Source organism: Streptomyces aquilus (assembly GCF_003955715.1).
Classification (GTDB): Bacteria; Actinomycetota; Actinomycetes; order Streptomycetales; family Streptomycetaceae; genus Streptomyces; species Streptomyces aquilus.
On record NZ_CP034463.1, the window covers coordinates 4,982,749 to 5,001,363 of the forward strand.

General features: G+C 71.9%; 16 protein-coding genes and 1 pseudogene. 10 read left to right on the forward strand and 7 right to left on the reverse strand.

The window, feature by feature from the left end:
- Window positions 1-351: 351 nt before the first annotated feature.
- Entirely contained in the window at window positions 352-834 is a 483-nt protein-coding gene (locus tag EJC51_RS22910) for a flavin reductase family protein (RefSeq protein WP_341870732.1), read from the forward strand.
- Window positions 835-882: 48 nt separating this feature from the next.
- Window positions 883-1,368, forward strand: coding sequence for a GNAT family N-acetyltransferase (locus EJC51_RS22915; protein WP_126272815.1), 486 nt, complete (start codon window positions 883-885; stop codon window positions 1,366-1,368).
- Here the strand turns inward: EJC51_RS22915 and EJC51_RS22920 are convergent.
- Entirely contained in the window at window positions 1,365-2,234 is an 870-nt protein-coding gene (locus EJC51_RS22920) for a sigma-70 family RNA polymerase sigma factor (RefSeq protein WP_126272816.1), read from the reverse strand. The two genes, EJC51_RS22915 and EJC51_RS22920, sit on opposite strands and share 4 nt — an antisense overlap.
- A 295-nt stretch (window positions 2,235-2,529) precedes the next feature.
- Complete coding sequence (gene arfB / locus EJC51_RS22925) at window positions 2,530-2,967, reverse strand: alternative ribosome rescue aminoacyl-tRNA hydrolase ArfB (RefSeq protein ID WP_126277088.1); 438 nt, start codon at window positions 2,965-2,967, stop codon at window positions 2,530-2,532.
- A gap of 157 nt (window positions 2,968-3,124) precedes the next feature.
- On the opposite strand from arfB, the gene EJC51_RS22930 reads away from it, so the two are divergent.
- The 3 genes from EJC51_RS22930 (at window position 3,125) to EJC51_RS22940 (ending at window position 6,178) form a co-directional block, all read left to right on the forward strand.
- Complete coding sequence (locus EJC51_RS22930; RefSeq protein ID WP_059195829.1) at window positions 3,125-3,700, forward strand: TerD family protein; 576 nt, start codon at window positions 3,125-3,127, stop codon at window positions 3,698-3,700.
- A 72-nt stretch (window positions 3,701-3,772) separates the two neighbouring features.
- Window positions 3,773-4,303: a GNAT family N-acetyltransferase gene (locus EJC51_RS22935; protein ID WP_126272817.1), complete on the forward strand. Its 531-nt coding sequence runs from the start codon at window positions 3,773-3,775 to the stop codon at window positions 4,301-4,303.
- A gap of 327 nt (window positions 4,304-4,630) precedes the next feature.
- Window positions 4,631-6,178, forward strand: coding sequence for a M4 family metallopeptidase (locus EJC51_RS22940; protein WP_126277089.1), 1,548 nt, complete (start codon window positions 4,631-4,633; stop codon window positions 6,176-6,178).
- A 267-nt stretch (window positions 6,179-6,445) separates the two neighbouring features.
- Here the strand turns inward: EJC51_RS22940 and EJC51_RS22945 are convergent, their stop codons facing one another.
- Window positions 6,446-8,815, reverse strand: coding sequence for a LuxR C-terminal-related transcriptional regulator (locus tag EJC51_RS22945; RefSeq protein WP_126272818.1), 2,370 nt, complete (start codon window positions 8,813-8,815; stop codon window positions 6,446-6,448).
- 135 nt (window positions 8,816-8,950) lie between these two features.
- The gene (locus tag EJC51_RS22950) at window positions 8,951-10,348 is read right to left on the reverse strand and encodes a M1 family metallopeptidase (protein WP_126272819.1); all 1,398 of its coding nucleotides are present in this window, start codon (window positions 10,346-10,348) and stop codon (window positions 8,951-8,953) included.
- Between the two features lie 59 nt (window positions 10,349-10,407).
- Between EJC51_RS22950 and EJC51_RS22955 the strand changes: the two genes are divergently transcribed.
- A complete protein-coding gene (locus EJC51_RS22955; protein ID WP_126272820.1) occupies window positions 10,408-10,908 on the forward strand; it encodes a hypothetical protein in 501 nt (166 codons plus the stop codon).
- Window positions 10,909-10,966: 58 nt separating this feature from the next.
- Here the strand turns inward: EJC51_RS22955 and EJC51_RS22960 are convergent, their stop codons facing one another.
- The gene (locus tag EJC51_RS22960; RefSeq protein ID WP_126272821.1) at window positions 10,967-11,644 is read right to left on the reverse strand and encodes a pentapeptide repeat-containing protein; all 678 of its coding nucleotides are present in this window, start codon (window positions 11,642-11,644) and stop codon (window positions 10,967-10,969) included.
- 182 nt (window positions 11,645-11,826) lie between these two features.
- On the opposite strand from EJC51_RS22960, the gene EJC51_RS22965 reads away from it, so the two are divergent.
- The 3 genes and pseudogenes from EJC51_RS22965 (at window position 11,827) to EJC51_RS22975 (ending at window position 15,604) form a co-directional block, all read left to right on the forward strand.
- The gene (locus tag EJC51_RS22965; RefSeq protein WP_126272822.1) at window positions 11,827-12,993 is read left to right on the forward strand and encodes an NAD(P)-binding protein; all 1,167 of its coding nucleotides are present in this window, start codon (window positions 11,827-11,829) and stop codon (window positions 12,991-12,993) included.
- Window positions 12,994-13,038: 45 nt separating this feature from the next.
- Window positions 13,039-14,019, forward strand: a complete 981-nt coding sequence (locus EJC51_RS22970; RefSeq protein ID WP_126272823.1) for a zinc-binding dehydrogenase — start codon at window positions 13,039-13,041, stop codon at window positions 14,017-14,019.
- Window positions 14,020-14,078: 59 nt separating this feature from the next.
- A pseudogene (locus EJC51_RS22975) lies at window positions 14,079-15,604 on the forward strand (MFS transporter).
- 15 nt (window positions 15,605-15,619) lie between these two features.
- Here EJC51_RS22975 and EJC51_RS22980 read toward each other — a convergent pair.
- Both EJC51_RS22980 and EJC51_RS22985 read right to left on the reverse strand, forming a co-directional pair.
- The gene (locus EJC51_RS22980) at window positions 15,620-17,026 is read right to left on the reverse strand and encodes an NAD(P)/FAD-dependent oxidoreductase (protein WP_208870733.1); all 1,407 of its coding nucleotides are present in this window, start codon (window positions 17,024-17,026) and stop codon (window positions 15,620-15,622) included.
- A 9-nt stretch (window positions 17,027-17,035) separates the two neighbouring features.
- On the reverse strand, window positions 17,036-17,689 hold the full coding sequence (locus tag EJC51_RS22985) for a rhomboid-like protein (protein ID WP_126272824.1): 654 nt from the start codon (window positions 17,687-17,689) through the stop codon (window positions 17,036-17,038).
- A gap of 6 nt (window positions 17,690-17,695) precedes the next feature.
- Between EJC51_RS22985 and EJC51_RS22990 the strand changes: the two genes are divergently transcribed.
- Window positions 17,696-18,604, forward strand: a complete 909-nt coding sequence (locus EJC51_RS22990) for an aminoglycoside phosphotransferase family protein (RefSeq protein ID WP_425276843.1) — start codon at window positions 17,696-17,698, stop codon at window positions 18,602-18,604.
- Window positions 18,605-18,615 lie beyond the last annotated feature (11 nt).

An 18,615-nucleotide genomic window follows, 5' to 3' on the forward strand; every position in this document is an offset into this window, starting at 1 on the left:
GGCGTATCGTTCTGGCAGCTTCCCCGCCACTGAATCACAGCGCGCTGCCCACTCGGTACACAGGGTCAACAATTAATGCCCCTTGTGACTCAAGTCACAGCTAAAGATGAACAATTGAGTGGTGTTTCTGCGTTTTCGCTGTGCGTTTACTGAACGCAAACTTTGTCGGCATGTGCGGCGTGCCTATGAGCGGTAGGTCGGGGGTCCTAGGTCCGGGTTCGGGCTGAGGTCCGATGCGGCGGCCACCGGGCGGACACTAGCGTTCCCGACGTGCCGAACACAGCCCCCACCGCCACCGTCGTCCCCTCCGGGCATCCTGAGGGGGTGAGCAACGACGAGTTCCGCGCCGCCATGTCCCGGCTGGCCGCGGGTGTGGTCCTGGTGACCGCCTTCGAGCCACCGCTGGACGCGGAGGGGCCCAAGGGCGAGGACGTCGGCATGACGGCGACCTCGTTCATGTCGGTGTCCCTGGATCCGCCGCTGGTGCTGGTCAGCCTGCGCGAGGGCTCCCGCATGGACGACCTCCTCGACGAACAGCCCCTGTGGGCCGTCTCCGTCCTCGCCGAGAGCCAGCGGCACATCGCGGGGCGCTTCGCGATGAAGGGCCGGCTCAGCGACCGTCTGCTCTTCGAGGACATCCCGTACGTCCGCGGCGCGGCGACCGGCGCCGCGCTCGTCGGCGGCGCCCTGGCGACGCTGGAGTGCCGCACCGAGCAGCGCGTCACGGCCGGCGACCACACGCTGGTGATCGGGCGCGTGCTGACGGCGCATGTGCCGAGTGCGGACGGGGGGCCGCTGGCGTACTTCCGGGGGCGGTACCGGCAGTTGGGGTGACGGGTAATTCGCGGGTGCCGGGTGGACGGGGCGGTCTAAGGTGCGCGCATGATCACGTCCGGACCTCGCCTTGAGGAAATAACCCCCCGCAATATCGACGCCGCCCTCGCTATTCGCGTCCGCCCCGAGCAGGAATTCGCGGTCTCCCCGGTGGTGAAGTCCCTCGCCGAGGCGTACGTCCATCCCGGCACCGCCTGGCCGCGCCTCATCGTCGACGGTGACGACGCCCGTCCGGTCGGCTTCCTCATGGCCTTCCTCGACATCGACTGGGGCGACGACGGCACCGTCGTCCGGTCCGGGCTGTGGCGGCTGAACATCGACGCGGGCGCGCAGGGGCGCGGGTACGGCCGGTTCGCCGTGGAGTCGGTGGCGGCGGAGATCCGGCGACGGGGCGGCGATGAGCTGTACGTCACCTGGCACCCCGGGGAGCACGGACCCGAGAACTTCTATCTCGGGCTGGGGTTCCGGCCCAACGGGGAGATGGTGGAGGGCGAGGTGGTGGGGGTGCTGGCGCTGGAGCCGGACAGGCCCTAGAGGAGCTCCACCGTGCTTTCGGCCACGTGTGCGGCGTCCGTCACTATGTCGATCACCGCGATCCGGTTCCGTACGAACGTGAACGCCAGCGTGCGATCCACGCGTCCGTCGACGACGGCCGCGATGCCGATCCTGCCGTCGACCAGGGCGGGGTGCGCGAAACCGGCCAGGGCGGCGAAGCTCGTCGCACCCTTTGCCACCGCGAGCGCGCCGGATGTCACGCCGGCCTCGCTGCGGGCCACGACGTCCGGGTCCAGGACGCCTACGAGGGCCTCGAAGTCGCCCTCGCGCGTGGCGGCGAGGAAGGCGTCGGCGACCTCCCTCTGACGCCGCCGTGCCTCGCCGGCGTCGGGGGCGGGGGCGCCTTGTACGCGGCGGCGGGCGCGGCTGGCCAGCTGGCGGGCGGCGGCCGGGGTGCGGCCCACGATCTCGCCGACCTCCTCGAAGGGGACGGCGAACAGGTCGTGCAGCACGAAGGCCAGGCGTTCGGCGGGGGTGAGGGTGTCGAGTACGACGAGGAGGGCGACGCCTACGGAATCGGCGAGCAGCGCGTCCTGTTCAGGGTCGGCGGTGGTGTCGGGGACGGGGGCGTCGGGCTCCAGGGGCTGTTCGGCCCGGGAGGTGCGGGTGCGGAGCATGTCCAGGCAGACCCGGCCCACTACGGTCGTCAGCCAGCCGCCGAGGTTGTCTATGTCCTTGTCGCCGGTGCGGTTGAGGCGGAACCAGGCCTCCTGCACCGCGTCCTCCGCCTCCGCGGCCGAGCCGAGCATGCGGTGGGCCACGGCGCTGAGGTGGGGGCGGTGGGTCTCGAAGCGGCGGGCCAGGAAGTCGTTGCCGTTGCTGTCGCCGTTGCCGTTGTCGGTCATCTGTCACACCTTTCCGTCGTGGTGTTGACGGATGTCGGGTGCGGGTTGTGACCGGGGGGCGGGTTCGGTGCGTTGCGGGTCGGGGCCGCGCCGGGGGGTGTCCGTCCTCGGAACGGCGCGGAATCGGGCAGCTATAACAGGGAGCTCGTGTTGACGCGCCAACCGCTGCGGGCGGACACCCCCCGACACGTCCCCTTCCCGCCGTTGCCGACTGCGACTCCGTGGGGGCCGACGCCCCAGGGGCGCGGGGAACTACGCGACCGGCCACGACACTCCCGCAGTCGGGCGACGGCGGTCACCCCCAGTCCCTGCCCGTCCTGCCTCGCTTCGTCTCCGAGCGCTGCTTCTTCTCCCTCAGCCGGCGTTCGTTGATGCCCCTCGGAATGCGCGTCGGCTTCCGGGGCTTCGGCGGCGGAGCCGTCGCCTCGGCCAGGAGCGCCGCCAGGCGCACCGCCGCGGTCTCGCGGTTGCGCCACTGGGAGCGGTGTTCGGAGGAGCGGACGGTGATGACGCCGTCCACCAGGCGGGACGCCAGCCGTTCCAGGGCCCGGGTCTTCCAGACGTCGGGGAGCGCGTCCGTGTTGGCCAGGTCGAAGCGGAGCTCCACCTGGGAGTCGCTGGTGTTGACGTGCTGGCCGCCGGGTCCGGAGGAGCGCGAGAAACGCCACTGGAGCTCGGCCTCGGGGAGTGAGACGGAGCCGCGGATGACGTAAGGACCGGACATGCCGCCCATCGTCCCCCGGCTGACCGGCACACGTCACGCGAATATCGTTCACTGTCTGTTCGGTAAAGAAAGTAAAGACAGCTGGAACCTTCGCTACCCCTCTCGGCGTTCATAGGGGTAGATGTAGCTTCGAGCCGTACATAAACGAGGGAAAGGACTCCCAACCATGGCTGTAAGCCTGTCCAAGGGTGGCAACGTCTCGCTCACCAAGGAGGCTCCGGGCCTGACCGCCGTCACCGTGGGCCTCGGCTGGGACGTCCGCACGACCACCGGTACGGACTTCGACCTCGACGCCTCCGCGATCGCGGTCAACACGCAGGGCAAGGTCTACTCCGACGCCCACTTCGTGTTCTTCAACAACAAGCAGACCCCGGACAACACCATCGTCCACACCGGTGACAACCGCACCGGCGAGGGCGCGGGCGACGACGAGGCGATCAACGTCAACCTGGCCGGTCTGCCGGCCGACATCGACAAGATCGTCTTCCCGGTCTCGATCTACGACGCGGAGAACCGCTCGCAGAACTTCGGCCAGGTCCGCAACGCCTACATCCGCATCGTCAACCAGGCCGGCGGCGCCGAGATCGCGCGCTACGACCTGTCCGAGGACGCGGCCACCGAGACCGCCATGGTCTTCGGCGAGCTGTACCGCAACGGCGCGGAGTGGAAGTTCCGCGCCGTCGGCCAGGGCTACGCCTCCGGCCTGGTCGGTATCGCGCAGGACTTCGGCGTCAACGTCTGACGGTTGCGTGGTTGTCCCGGAACCCCCGGCTTCGGCCGGGGGTTCCGGTTTGTCCGGGGGTAGCGTCGGCGCGTGCGTCTCGAATCGCTTCCCCTGACGGCCGATCACGACATTCCGGCCCCCGTGCTCACCGAACTCACCGCGCTCTACGCCTCCAACCGTGAGTTCCACGCCCTCAGCGGCGACTTCCCCGACCCGGACGACATCCGTCCCGAGCAGGTGGCCGCCGCACTGGCCGACGAGTTGGCCAACCCGGAGGTGGAGGTGCTGCTCGCCCGGAGCGAGGGCAGGGTGGTGGGGGTGGTGATCACTCTCGCCCACCATCCCGATCCGTCCGATCCCGACCCGTGGATCGGGCTGCTGATGGTGGACGCCGCGGCACATCGCAAGGGGGTCGGCACGCGGGTCGCGGGTCTTGTGGAGGAGCGGTTCCGCGCGGGCGGTCGTACCGCCGTACGGCTCGCCGTTCTCGACAACAACCCCAAGGGGCTCGCCTTCTGGACCGCCCTCGGCTTCGAGGTCATCGGGCACCGGGCCGACCTTCAGCTCGGTCGTCCCTGTGCCGTGCTGCGCAAGGTGCTGGGCGGTGCCCGCCAGGAGTGACGTTTTCGGTGCCGACTGCGCTGGAGGAGCGGAGAGTTGACCATGGGTCAAGTGTCCGTATAGCGGATCTCGGCTCCTGACTTTCGGACAAGAACACGTAAAGTCTTGACGGCGGCCTGTCAAACAGGCCGGTTCGGGTGTCACCCTCTCCTCGCTCGCCGCAACTCTGTGCCCCACCTGTGCCAGTCCTGTGCCTCGCCAGTGCCTCGACACCCTTGAGGCCGGCCCGAAGGAGACCGAGTGAGACTGCAGTCCCGCACCCCCAGCGCCTCCCGCACTCCCCGTACGACCACCCTGCGTGCCGCCGCCCTCATCGGCTCGGCGGCGATGGTCGTGCTCGCGCTGCAGAACGGTGCCGCCACCGCGGCCCCCGAGTCCGTCAACGGGGCGAGCGCCCTCCCGCTCAGCGCCTCGGCCCGGGCCGCCGCGCTCAAGTCGGCGCAGGACGCGGCCGGTTCGACCGCCGCCGAGCTCGGGCTCGGCGCCCAGGAGGCGCTCGTCGTCCGGGACGTCGTCAAGGACGCCGACGGCACCGTGCACACCCGCTACGAGCGCACCTACGCCGGTCTGCCCGTCCTGGGCGGCGATCTGGTCACCCACGTGGCGAAGAGCGGCGCGCTCAAGGGCGTCAGCAAGGCGACCGGCGCGCGCATAGCCGTCGCGTCGACGGACGCGCGGATATCCGCCGCCACGGCCAAGAAGGCCGCCCTCGCCGACGCCGGTTCCGGGAACGCCTCCGCCCGCAAGGTGGTCTGGGCCGCCGGGGCCAAGTCCGTCCTCGCCTACGAGTCCGTCGTCAAGGGCGTGCAGGCCGACGGCACTCCCAGCGAGCTGCACGTCATCACCGACGCCACCACCGGCAAGAAGATCTACGAGTACCAGGGCATCGACACCGGCACGGGCACCAGCGAGTACAGCGGGACCGTGACGCTGGGCACCACCGCCGCCGCCTCCGGGGGCTTCGACCTTCTCGACTCCGGGCGCGGCGGGCACAAGACGTACGACCTCAACGGGGGTACGTCCGGGACCGGGACCCTCTTCCACGACGCCGACGACGCCTGGGGCGACGGCACCCCGGCCAACCGGCAGACCGCCGCCGTCGACGCGGCCTACGGCGCGGCCGTCACCTGGGACTTCTACAAGTCCGCCTTCAACCGCAACGGCATCGCCGGCGACGGCAAGGCCGCCTACTCCCGGGTGCACTACGGCAACGCGTACGTCAACGCCTTCTGGAACGACAGCTGCTTCTGCATGACGTACGGCGACGGCTCGGGCAACTCCCACCCGCTGACCTCGCTCGACGTCGCGGGCCACGAGATGAGCCACGGGCTGACGGCGGCCACCGCGGGGCTGAAGTACAGCCGGGAGTCGGGCGGGCTCAACGAGGCCACCTCCGACATCTTCGGCACGTCCGTGGAGTTCTTCGCCAACAACTCCGCCGACGTCGGTGACTACCTCATCGGCGAGAAGATCGACATCAACGGTGACGGCACTCCGCTGCGCTACATGGACAAGCCCAGCAAGGACGGCGGCTCGGCCGACTACTGGTCGCGCAACGTGGGCCGGCTCGACGTGCACTACTCGTCCGGTGTCGCCAACCACTTCTTCTATCTGCTGAGCGAGGGCAGCGGCGCGAAGACGATCAACGGGGTGAGCTACAACTCGCCCACGTACGACGGCTCCACGGTCGCCGGCATCGGCCGCGCCAAGGCCTACCAGATCTGGTACAAGGCCCTGACGACGTACTTCACCTCCTCGACCGACTACGCGGGCGCCCGCACCGGCACCCTCAAGGCGGCGAGCGACCTGTACGGCGCGGGCAGCGCCGAGTACAACGCGGTGGCGGCGGCCTGGAAGGCCGTCAACGTGCAGTAGCCGTACGGCCCTTGTGGGCATACCCAGGCCGTCCGCCTCGGCATCTCGCGCATCCGGATGTGGGTGTTGTTGCCGATGCGGGCGGCCGCCGGGCCGGCGCAGACTGTGCGGGGTGCGACCACAGAGCCCGCTCGTCCTGGTGATCGGCGACGGCGGCATCGGCCTGTCCGGCGGCGCCGTCGGCGGGTCCCGAGGCCGTCCGGTGCGTACGGTGGTCTGTCGGCGGATCATCAGTACGCGCCGGGCGGCTCCCCGGGCGGCCGAACCTCAGCGGTCGGCGGCCACCGCGAGAGTGGCGATCTGGGTGCGGGACGCATAGCCGAGCTTGCCCATGATGTGCTCCATGTGCGAGTCCACGGTGCGCTTGGAGATGCTGAGCCGTTCCGCGATACGCCGGTTCGACAGGCCCTCCGCGACCAGGGTCGCGATCTCCCGCTCCCGGGCGGTGAGTGCGGCCCAACCGCCGTTTCCCCGGGCTCCCTTGGCGCCGGCTTCCGTGCCGGCCGGATGGCGCTCGGCGACGGCCCGGTCGACGGCCTCCTGGAGCGACAGCGCGGCTCCGGCGGCGTACGACTCCTCGTGGCGGCGCTCGCCGAGGGCGCCGCGGGTGGCGGCCGTCGCCTCGGCGTGGGCCCGGTGCATGGCGGGGATGCCGAGCCGCGGGTCGTGGAACCTCTCCCACAGCCGGTCGGCGGCGCCCAGCAGCGCGGCCGCCCGCTCGTGGCGGCCCTCGGCGGCGGCGATCCAGCCGAGGGTGTCGATGCAGAAGGCGATGCCCTGGGCGTGGTTGATCTCCAGGCACATGGTGAGCGCGGAGCGCAGCACGGTCGCCGACTCCTCGTGCCGGCCGAGCCCCCACAGGGCGCAGCCCTGGATCCAGCCGACCCAGCCCTGCACCCAGCGCTCCCCCAGCGGCTCCAGGACCGGGCGGGTCTCCTCGCAGGTGGCGAGGGTCTTGTCGTACTCGCCGGCGCAGACGTACGCCCCGCACATCGTGCCCAGCATCCATGCCTCGCCGCCCCGTTCACCGAGGCCGGCGAACCGCTCGCGGGCGTCCGTGAGCCGTTCCAGCGCCCAGTCGACCTCGCCGACCAGGGTGTGGGCGAGGCCGCGGTTGAAGACGACGTAGGCGGCGTCGACGCTGCCGCCGTCCTCGTGCGCGGCGTCCTCGGCGCGTCCGGTCAGCTCCAGGCCGCGGCCGTGGGCGCCGGACATGAGGCTGAGGTGGCCGGCGACGCGCAGGGCGGTCACCCGGGCGGGGTGCGGTTCGGGACACAGCGGCAGCAGCCGCTCCAGCCAGTACAGGCCCTCGACGGTGCGTCCGGTGCCGAGCCACAGGCCCCACAGGGCGGCGGCGAGCCGGAGGCCCGCGGTGGCCTCGCCGGGTTCGGTGCAGCAGAACTCCAGGGCCGAGCGCAGACTGGCCCGCTCCCGCCAGGCCCTGCGCATCCACCCCACCTGGTCACGGGTGAGCCAGCGGGCGTCGAACTCCTCGGCCAGGGCGAGGCAGTGGTCGCGGTGGCGGGTGCGGTACTCCAGCTCGGCGCCGCTCTCGGCGAGGCGCTCGCGGCCGTACTCGCGGATGGTGTCGAGCATGCGGTAGCGGGCGTCGCCGCCGTCGCCCTCGTCGTCGAGCCGCAGCACGATCGCCTTGTCGACCAGCCCGATCAGGCACTCCAGGATCTCCTCGGGCGGCAGCCCGGGCCCGGCGCAGACCTCCTCGGCGGCGGTCAGCTCGAACTCCCCCGCGAACACCGACAGCCGCACCCACAGCACCTGCTCCTGCTCGGTGCACAGTCCATGGCTCCAGTCGATGGCCGTGCGCAGCGTCTGGTGCCGGGGCAGCACTCCGCGGCTGCCGCCGGACAGGAGGCGGAAGCGGCGGTCGAGACGGGCGAGGAGCTGTTCCAGGGAGAGGGCGCGCAGGCGTACGGCGGCCAGTTCGATGGCCAGCGGGATGCCGTCCAGGCGGTGGCACAGGCGGGCCACCGGGCCGCGGTTGGCGTCGGTGAGCGCGAAGCCGCGCACCACGGCCGCCGCGCGTTCGGCGAACAGCAGCATGGCGTCGCCGGGTTCGGCGCCGGGCCGGGCGTCGTCGTCCGGGTCGATGACGGGCAGCGGCAGCACCTGGAGCACCCGTTCGCCGGGCGCGTCCAACGGCTGCCTGCTGGTCGCCAGGATGCGCGCCTGCGGGCAATGGCGCAGCACGGACTGGGCGAACACCGCGCAGGCGTCGACGAGATGCTCGCAGGTGTCGAGGACGAGCAGCAGCCTGCGGGCCCCGAAGTAGGCGATGAGCGCCTCCAGCGGGGTGCGGGCCGCCCGCTCGGACTGCTCGGGCAGCTCCACGACCGCCGCGACCGCGTTGGCCAGCAGCTCCGGGTCGCGCAGCTCGGACAGCTCCACGAAGTACACGCCGTCCGGGCAGCGTTCCCGCATCCGCCGGGCCGTGCGCAGCGCCAGCCGGGTCTTGCCGACCCCGCCCGCGCCCATCAGCGTCACCAGCCGCTCCCGCTGCACCACGTCCTGGATCTCGGCGAGTTCGGCCTCGCGGCCGATGAACCGGGTGAGTTCGGCGGGCAGTCCGACGTCGTCCGTGTCATGGGCCGGCAGCGCGGGCTGTACGAAGCTGTCCATGGCGCCCCTTCGGCAGCGGGACCGGATACCTACCCGGGGCGCTCACCCTAGGTATACCGATGCGCGCGCGGGGCGGCCCTGCGCAAGGTGCCCGCATACGACCGCCTGAGGTCGGCTTGTGATCACCGGCGACCGCTATGGGTGTGCCGGCTTGCCCTCTCCGTACAGCCACTCGTCCCAGATCGCGTCGAAGTCCTCGTCGGGCGCCTGCTGTTCGACGTAGGCCGTGAAGTCGTCGGTGCCGGCGTTGCCGTGCCGGTGTTCGGCCGTCCAGCCCTGGACGATGTCGTAGAAGGTGTCGTCCCCGACCTGCTGCCGGATCTTGTGGACGACCATCGCGCCGCGCTGGTAGACGGGGTCGTCGGAGATGTGCGCGCCGCTCGTGGGCTCGGCCGGCGGGAAGGCCCACAGGTCCGGGTACTCGTCCTCGCCCTCCTCGTACAGCTCGTCGAAGGTGTCCTGGGCGCTGTCGCCGCCCTCGTCCTCCTCCCACAGCCACTCCGCGTAGGTCGCGAACCCCTCGTTGAGCCACATGTCCCGCCAGCTCTTCGGCGTGACGGAGTCGCCGAACCACTGGTGGGCGAGTTCGTGGACGAGGAGCCCGGTGTCGGGGGCGCCCGGGAAGAACGGCCGGTTCTGGGTCTCCAGCGCGTACTCGGCGTCGTCCTCGCCGCCGACGATCGCGCCGGCGGAGGAGAAGGGGTACGGCCCGAAGTTGGTCTCCGCCCAGTCCATGACCTCGGGCAGCCGGTCCAGCACCTTCGCGTTCTCCCCTTCCTGGACGGCGCTGTGGACGGGCACGCCCCCGGCGGTGGACCGGTGGATGTCGTAGTCGCCGATGGCGAGGGTGGCGACATAGCTCGCCATGGGCTCGGCGGCGTGCCAGGCGAAGGTGGTGCGCCCGTCGCGGGTCTCCTTGCCGCGCAGCTCCCCGTTGGAAGCGGCCTCCAGTCCCTCCGGGACGGTGACCGTGATGTCGTACGACGCCTTGTCCGAGGGGTGGTGGTTGCCGGGGAACCAGGTCATCGAGCCGACCGGCTCGCCCAGGGCGAGGGCCCCGTCGGCGGTGCGCAGCCAGCCCTCGTGGGAGCCGTCGGCGTCGGTGAGGGTGCGCGGGGTGCCGGAGTAGCGGACCTCGGCCTCGAAGGTCTCGCCGTCGTCGAGGTCGTCGTGGGGGCGGACGGTCAGTTCCTGCCCGGTGCGGTTCCAGCGCGCGGGCTTGCCCTCGACGGTGACCTTCTCGACGTCCAGGCCCTTCAGGTCCAGGTCGAAGGCGGACAGGTCCTGGGTGGCCCGGGCGGTGAGGGCGGCGGTGCCGGTGAGCCGGTGCGTGTCGGGGTCGTAGGACAGCCGCAGGTCGTAGTGGCCGACGTCGTAGCCGCCGTTGCCCGCCTTGGGGAAGTACGGGTCCCGGACCCCTGCCCCGCCCGGAGTGCCCTGCACACCGCCGTCGCCGCCGCACGCCGTGGCCGTCAGGGCGAGGGCGGTGAGGGCGGCCACACAGGCCGGGACAAGGCGCACGGATCTGGACATGTCAGCGATCCTATGGCGCGCCGAGGTCCCGGTTCCGGCGGCGTGACACCATCACGTACGTGCTCGACATCGGCTACGCCCTCTCCAACCGCTTCCCCGACCCGCCCCAGACGGACTACCGCCGCGTGGACGTCCGCACGCTGCGGCACGACCTGTTCTGCGGGGACGTCTACCTCGCCGACACCAAGGCGGACCGGGAGCTGTCCACAGCCTGGGGATGGGTGCCGGTGCTCGACTTCGCGTGGGCGCTGTGCGACATCGTGGAACGCCTCGACCGCGACCCGGCCGGCTCCCGTGCGTCCCGCCCCCAGCACGCCGAACTCGACTTCACCGAGTCCACCGACCGCATGCTCTTCGAGCGCCGCTTCGGCTGGGTGGACATCGAGTCGGACTGGATGCCGGCCGAGGAACCCCCGCTGACCTTCTCCCACGCCGAACTGCGCCGCGAGTCCCGCGACTTCCTCCACGACCTCATCGCCGACCTGGTCGACCTCCACGAGGGCCTGGGCGAGAACCCGGCGATCTGGAGTCTGCAGGCGACGTTCCCCCGGGTGAGCTGAGCCAGGCCTGCCCTGCCCGGCGGCTCAGGGAGTCGGGGGGCCTCGGACACTCCCCCCGTCAGCCCTCCACCCGGATGCCCATCTGGGCCGCCAGCACCGGTGCCAGGTCCATCAGTTGGGCCGTGCTGATCACCGACCCCGCCAGCCGCTCCACGCCCCGCGCGATGTCCAGTTCGACCGCACCCCGCAGGTCGACGTCCGTCAGGGTCGCCGCGGTCAGGTCCGCGCGTTTGAGGGCGCAGTCGATGAACTCGACGCGTGCCAGGTGGGCGCCCCCGAAGTCGGGTTCCACCAGGACGCAGCCTTCGAAGACGACGTCTCTGAGCCGGGCCGTGCGCAGGTTCAGGTAGTCGATCTTGCCGCCGCGGATCACCACCCGCTCCAGCACCGCCCCGTGCATCTGCACGCCGCCCAGCCGGGCGTCCACCAGCTCGACGTCTCGCAGGGTCGCCTCGGACAGGTCGGTGCCGACGCCCCGTACGCCGGTGAGCACCGAGTCCAGGACGCGCGCGTGGCGCAGCCGCGTCTCGTCCAGCGCGCAGCCCGTCAGCGCGCAGTCCATGAAGCGGGCGCCCCCGCCGTCCTGCCCGGCGAGGTCCAGCTCCCGGAACCCCAGCCCGTCGTAGTCCCCGTCCGGTTCCAGCGCACCCCCGTCGAACGCCTCCAACGCCGGCAACCGCACCTCCGGCCGCCGCGCACTCTTCACGCCCGTTCCGCCCACCGCTCTGCTCGCCATCCCCCCATGCTGCACCGCACCACTGACAACGCCCCGGGATCTACGCCCTGACCTGGAAAGACGCCCCTCACGTCACATTTCGGCCCGCGCGGACGTCATATTCGCGACATCCCCCACCACCGTCAGCCCACACCACCGTCAGCCCACACCACCGTCAGCCCACCCCACCGTGAGGACACCCCATGCACCGCATCACCGTCATCGGCGGCGGCCTGGCCGGACTCACCGCCGCCATCACGGCCGCCGAAGCGGGCGCCAAGGTCACCGTCCACGAGGCCCATCACACCCTCGGCGGGCGGGCGCGGACCGCCGAGGGGCCGTACCGGACCAATGAGGGCCCGCACGCGCTCTACAACGGCGGTCCGCACTGGGCCTGGCTCAAGCAGCGCGACCTCATCGGACCGCTCGCCCCGATACCGCCCCTGGAGGCGGCCCGGCTGCGGCTGCGGCACAAGGGCGTCCTGCGCCGCACCCCGCCCTTCGCGATGCTGAAGCTGCTGCGGCCCGGGCTGGAGCAGGCCCCCGTCGACGGCGACTTCCTGACCTGGGCCACCGGCATCGCCGGTGAGGAGGGCGCCCGCGCCGCCGCCCACTACTCCGCCGTCGCCCTCTTCCACCACGACCCGGGCGCCCTGTCCGCGGCCTTCGTGCAGGAGCGGCTCCGCCGCGCCACCAAGCTGCCGCCCGAGGCCCACTACCCCGTCGGCGGCTGGGCGACCGTCGTCGACCGCATGGCCGCCCGCGCCTGGAATCTGGGGGTGCGGATGGAGACCCTGTCCCGCGTCGACACCCTCCCCACCGACACCCCCGTCGTCGTCGCCACCTCACTCGACGCCGCCCGCCGACTCCTCGACGACCCCACGCTGACGTGGCCCAGCGGCCGTACCGCCCTCATCGACCTCGGCGTGCGCACCCGGCGCGGTGACGCCTTCGCCGTCTCCGACCTGGACTCCCCCGGCTGGATCGAACGCTTCACGGCCCAGGACCGCACCCTCGCCCCGGCCGGCGAGCAGCTGATCCAGGGGCAGATCCCCGTCGCCCCGCACGAGTCCAAGGCGGACGGTGTCGCCCGCGCCGAGCAGCTTCTCGACCTCGGCTTCGACGGCTGGCGGGACCGCGTCACCTGGCGCAGCGAAGCCCTGGCGAACGGCCGTACCGGCGCCGTCGACCTGCCCGGCACCAGCTGGCGGGACCGTCCCGCCATCGACCGCGGCGACGGCGTCTACCTCGTCGGCGACCAGGTGGCCGCCCCCGGCGTGCTGTCCGAGGTCTCCTTCAACAGCGCCCTCACCGCCGTGTCGCTGGCCCTGGGGCCCGGCCGCGACGCCCTTGACCTGAAGCATGCTTGAGGTTGAAGGCTGGGGGTCTCCGCAGCAATCGTCCAGGGAGCTTCCATGCACGCCATCCGCCTGCACGCCTTCGGCCCGGCCGAGAACCTCACCTACGAGGAGACCGAGGACCCCCGCCCGGGCCCGGGCCAGGTCCGTGTCGCCGTACGAGCCGCCGGTGTCCACCTCCTGGACACCGCCCTGCGCGAGGGCGCCCAGGGCCCGCTGCCCGAACGTCCCGGCCTGCCCACGATCCCCGGCCGCGAGGTCGCCGGCGTGGTCGAGTCCCTCGGCGAGGGCGTGGCCCCCCTCTGGCTCGGCAAGCGCGTCGTCGCCCACCTGGGGTTCGCGCCCGGCGGTTACGCCGAGCTCGCCGTCGCCGATGTCGACCGTGTCCACGAGATCCCCGGCAACCTGGACTTCGCCGAGGCCGTCGCCATGATCGGGACGGGCCGTACGACGATGGGCATCCTCCAGTTCGCCGAGCTCGGCCCCGACTCCGTGGCCCTCGTCCCGGCCGCCGCCGGCGGCATCGGCACCCTGCTCGTGCAGTACGCGAAGAACGCCGGCGCCACCGTCGTCGGCCTCGCCGGCGGCCCCGCGAAGACCGCCCGCGTCGAGGCCAACGGCGCCGACCTCGCCGTCGACTACAAGGACCCGGCCTGGCCCGACAAGGTCCGCGCCCACCTGGGCGGCGACAAGGTCACCGTCGTCTTCGACGGTGTCGGCGGCGACGTCGCCCGGGAGGCCGTCGCCCTGCTCGCCCCCGGCGGCAGACACCTCGTGTTCGGCTGGTCCGCCGAAGGCATCCAGGGCGGCGAGCCCTACCTGGTCGACGGCGTCTCCGAGCAGGTCCTCGGCCCCGTGATGATGCGGAAGGCCGGCGGCCCCCACCCCGTGCAGACCCTGGAACTCCGTGCCCTCGCCGAGGCCGCCGCGGGCCGGCTCACCCCGGCCGTGCAGCGCTTCCCGCTGGCCGAGGCCGCCGCCGCGCACCGGGCGCTGGAGACCCGCGGCACCACCGGAAAGGTCGTTCTCGAACCATGAGCAACCGCAAGGCACCCGTCGCAGATGCGATACGTCCCGATTCATGGTCTTCTGACGGAATGAGTGTCACCCGAACAGGTGAACCAGATCAGGCCGACCCGCGCCGCTGGTGGGGTCTGGTGATCATCGCTCTCGCCCAGCTGATGGTCGTCCTCGACGCCACCATCGTGAACATCGCCCTCCCCTCCGCACAGGAGGACCTGGGCATCTCCGACGGCGACCGGTGGGGGCACCTCCCACGCCCTTAAGGCAGTGGGGGAGGGTGATCACCGCCTACACCCTCGCCTTCGGCGGCCTCCTCCTGCTCGGCGGCCGGATCGCCGACCTCGTCGGCCGCAAACGCACCTTCGTCATCGGCCTCGTCGGCTTCGCCGCCGCCTCCGCGCTCGGCGGCGCCGCGCAGACCTCCGGCATGCTCTTCGGCGCCCGCGCCCTCCAGGGCGTCTTCGCCGCGGTCCTGGCCCCGTCCGCGCTGAGCCTGCTGACGACGACCTTCACGGACCCGAAGGAACGCGGCAAGGCCTTCGGCATCTACGGCGCGCTCGCCGGGTCCGGCTCCGCCATCGGCTTCATCGTCGGCGGACTGCTCACCGAGTACCTCGACTGGCGCTGGTGCCTGTACGTCAACGTCCCCATCGCCGTCATCGCCGTCTTCGGCGCCCTCGCCCTCCTGCACGACCGGCCCGGCCACGCCGGCGCCCGTCTCGACGTGCCCGGCGTGCTGCTGGGCTGCGGCGGTCTCGTCGCCATCGTCTACGGCTTCAGTGAGGCGGAGCCGCGCGGCTGGAGCGACCCGCTGGTCCTGGGGCTCCTCGCGGGGGGTGTGGTCCTGCTGGCGGCCTTCGTGTGGTGGCAGAGCAGGGCCCCCATGCCGCTGCTGCCCCTGCACATCGTGAAGGACCGCAACCGCGCGGGCTGCTTCCTGACGATGGGCCTGGCCGTCATCGGCATGTTCGGCCTGTTCCTGTTCATGACCTACTACCTCCAGGTCATCCTCGCCTACTCGCCCGTCAAGACCGGCCTGGCCTTCCTGCCCCTCACGGCCGCGATCATCATCGGCTCCACCCAGATCTCGGCCCGTCTGATGGACCGGGTGCCGCCCCGGTGGCTGATGGCTCCCGGCATGGTCCTGGCCGCGGGCGGCATGCTGATCCTGACCCGGATGACGATCCACTCCGACTACGCGACGCAGATCCTGCCCGCGCTGATCCTCATGGGCCTCGGCATGGGCCTGACCTTCATGCCGGTGTTCGCCACCGCGACGGCGGGCGTCGCCCCGCAGGACTCCGGCGTCACCTCGGCCACCGTCAACACCTCCCAGCAGGTGGGCGGTTCGATCGGTACGGCCCTGCTCAACACGATCGCCACGACCAGCAGCACGGCCTATCTCACGGCCCATCTGACCGGCGGCGCCGACCGGGACCTGGTCGCGAAGGAGGCGGTCGTGCACGGGTACACGGTCGCGATCTGGTGGGCGGCGGGGATCATGCTGCTGGCGGGGGTGGTGGCGGCTTTGATGGTGACGACGAAACCGTCCGGGCACCGGGCGTCGGCGCAGGCTCCCGTGCCGGAATCGGTGGCATGAGCCGACCGGCGGTCCTCAGTGCCGCCCCGCGACCCGGTCCGCGATCCGGGCCAGCTTCGAGGACCGGACCGCGTGCGACAGGGCCTCCCGCCGGTCGGCCGCCCGATACGTCGCGTACATGCCCTGCACCCCCAGCCACCGCAACGGCTCCGGCTCCCACTTGCGGACCTTGTGCCCGACCCACGGCAGATCGGTCAGCTCGGTCCGGCCGCCCTGCCCGGAGTCGAGTTGCACGAGGTCGCGCAGGGTCCGGGCGGCGAGGTTCGTCGTGGCGACACCCGAACCGACGTACCCCCCGGCCCAGCCGAGGCCCGTCGCCCGGTCCAGGGTGACGGTCGCGCACCAGTCGCGCGGCACCCCCAGCACCCCCGACCAGGCGTGCTCGACGGCGACCCCGGCCAGCGACGGGAAGAAGCCGACCAGGATCTCCCGCAGCGCCTCGACCGTCGCCGCCTGCGTCCGTCCGTCGTTGTCCGTCCGCGACCCGAAGCGGTACGGCACCCCGCGCCCGCCCAGCGCGATCCGCCCGTCGGCGGTGCGCTGCGCGTACATGTACGCGTGCGCCATGTCCCCGAGCGCCTCCCGCCCGTCCCAGCCGACCGACGCCCACTGCTCGGCCGTCAGCGGCTCGGTCACCACCATCGACGAGTTCATCGGCAGCCAGGTCCGCCGCTGCCCCTTCAGGCTCGCCGTGAACCCCTCGGTGCAGCGCAGGACGTAGGGGGCGCGGACCGTGCCGTACGGCGTCACCGCGTGCTTCGGCCGGATCTCCGTCACCGGCGTCCGCTCGTGAAGGACCACGCCCAGCGCCTCGACGGCCGCGGCCAGCCCCTTCACCAGCTTCACCGGGTGCAGCCGCGCCCCGTGCGGCGTCCACGTCGAACCGACCGCGTCGGCCACCCGGATCCGCTCGGCCGTCTCCCCCGCGCCGTACAGCTCGCGGTCCTTCTCGCCGTACGACAGCTCGTGCGCGTGGAAGTCCTTGAGGCGGGCCAACTGGGCGGGCGTGCGGGCGACTTCCAGGACCCCGCCCTGGTGGATGTCCGCCTCGATGCCCTCTGCCGCCGCGGCCCGGACGACCTCGTCGACGGTGTCGTTCATCGCCCGTTGGAGGCGCACCGCCGCCTCGTGGCCGTGCAGCCCTGCGTAGCGGTCGCGGCCGGCGATGCCGTTGTAGAGCCAGCCGCCGTTGCGGCCGGAGGCGCCGTAGCCGCAGAACTTCTGCTCCAGGACGGTGACGCGGAGGAAGGGGGCGGCCTTCTTCAGGTAGTACGCCGTCCACAGGCCGGTGTATCCGCCTCCGACGATCACCACGTCCGCCGTGGCGTCCCCGGTCAGCGGCTCCCGCACCGCCGGGAGACCGTCGTCGGCGAACCAGAACGAGATGCCGCCGTTCACGACAGCGGTGGCCGAGCTGCTCATGCCGGGACGTTAACCCCGCACGGCCGCCGCTGTCTCCTTCGGATTCCGTGGTTTCACACGGCTCCTGACCAGCGGATAGCACGCGAACCCGATCAACACGGAAGTGAAGTGCCCCAGGTCGGTGAAGGTCCGCCCGGTCACCAGCGGCACCCCGTACACGATCAGCACGGCGGCGGCGTAGGGCGCCCGCCAGGGCACCGGAATCCGGTACGCCAGCACTGCCACCACCCCCGCCAGCGCGTAACTCACCCCGATGTCGAGGGTGTTGACCGCCGCCTCGGGCGCCATCCCGTGCCGGATGCCCCACAGCAGCGCGCCCTCGCTGATCAGCGTCGCCAGCACATGCGCCGCCGCGCACACCGCCAGCCAGCGCGCCGTCCCCAGCCAGCGCTCGGCCGGTGCGTGGACGACGGAGTACAGGACGGCGTAGGGCAGCCACCGCCCGCCGTCGATCCACATCGCGCTGGACACCAGCACCCGCACCGGGTTGCTGGACAGCTCACGGATGTTCGTCGAGCGCTGCCGCAGGAACTCCGCCTCGAAGTCCGGTGACATGTGATGGAAGGCCACCGTCGTCACGAACAGGACCGCCAGCCAGATGTACGTGCCGGGCGCACCGCCCACGTACGTCCACACCCCGCGCAGGCCCCCGGTAATTCCCATGAGCCGATTTACCCACGTCGATACGCTCGACGCGTGATCGACATCCCGGAGGGACTCGCGGCGGCGCAGGAGAAGTTCAACGGAGCGGCGGGGCGGGCGTTCATCGCCGGGCTGCCGGAGCGGGCGGCGAGCTTCCTGGAGCGCTGGGAGTTGCGGCCGGACGGCGCCGCCATGCACGGCGTCGCGGCCCTCGTCCTGCCCGTCCTGCGGGCCGACGGCAGCGGAGCCGTCCTGAAGCTGCAACTCCTCGACGACGAGAGCGCGGGCGAGCCCGTCGCCCTGCGCGTCTGGGACGGCGACGGCGCGGTACGCCTCCTCGACCACGACGAACCCACCGGCACCATGCTGCTGGAACGCCTCGACCCGGCCCGCATGCTGTCCCACGTCCCCGACACCCGCGAGGCCGTCCTCGTCATCGCCCGCCTCCTGGCCCACCTGACGGCCTTTCCGGCCCCGCCGGGCATGCGCCGGCTCGGCGACATCGCGCGGGCCATGCTGGAGCGGACACCCCGGGCGCTGGAGCGCATCCCGGACCCGCAGGAGCGGGCGCTCGTCGCCGACTGCGCGGCCGCCGTGAACGAGGTCGCGGACGAACCCGGCGACCGCCTCCTCCACTGGGACCTGCACTACGACAACGTCCTCGGCGCCGACCGCGCGGACTGGCTCGCCATCGACCCCAAGCCCCTCGCCGGCGACCCCGCCTTCGACCTGCTGCCCGCCCTGTGGAACCGCTTCGACGCCGACGACATCCGCCGCCGGTTCGACGCCATGACGGAAGTCCTGGGGCTCGACCGGGCACGCGCGCGTGCGTGGACGCTGGGGCGGGTGCTCCAGACCTCCCTGTGGGAGATCGAGGACGGCCGTCCGATGGACGCGCAACAACTGGAGATCGCCCGGCGGTTGCGGGACGCCTGAGCCGTCCGCCC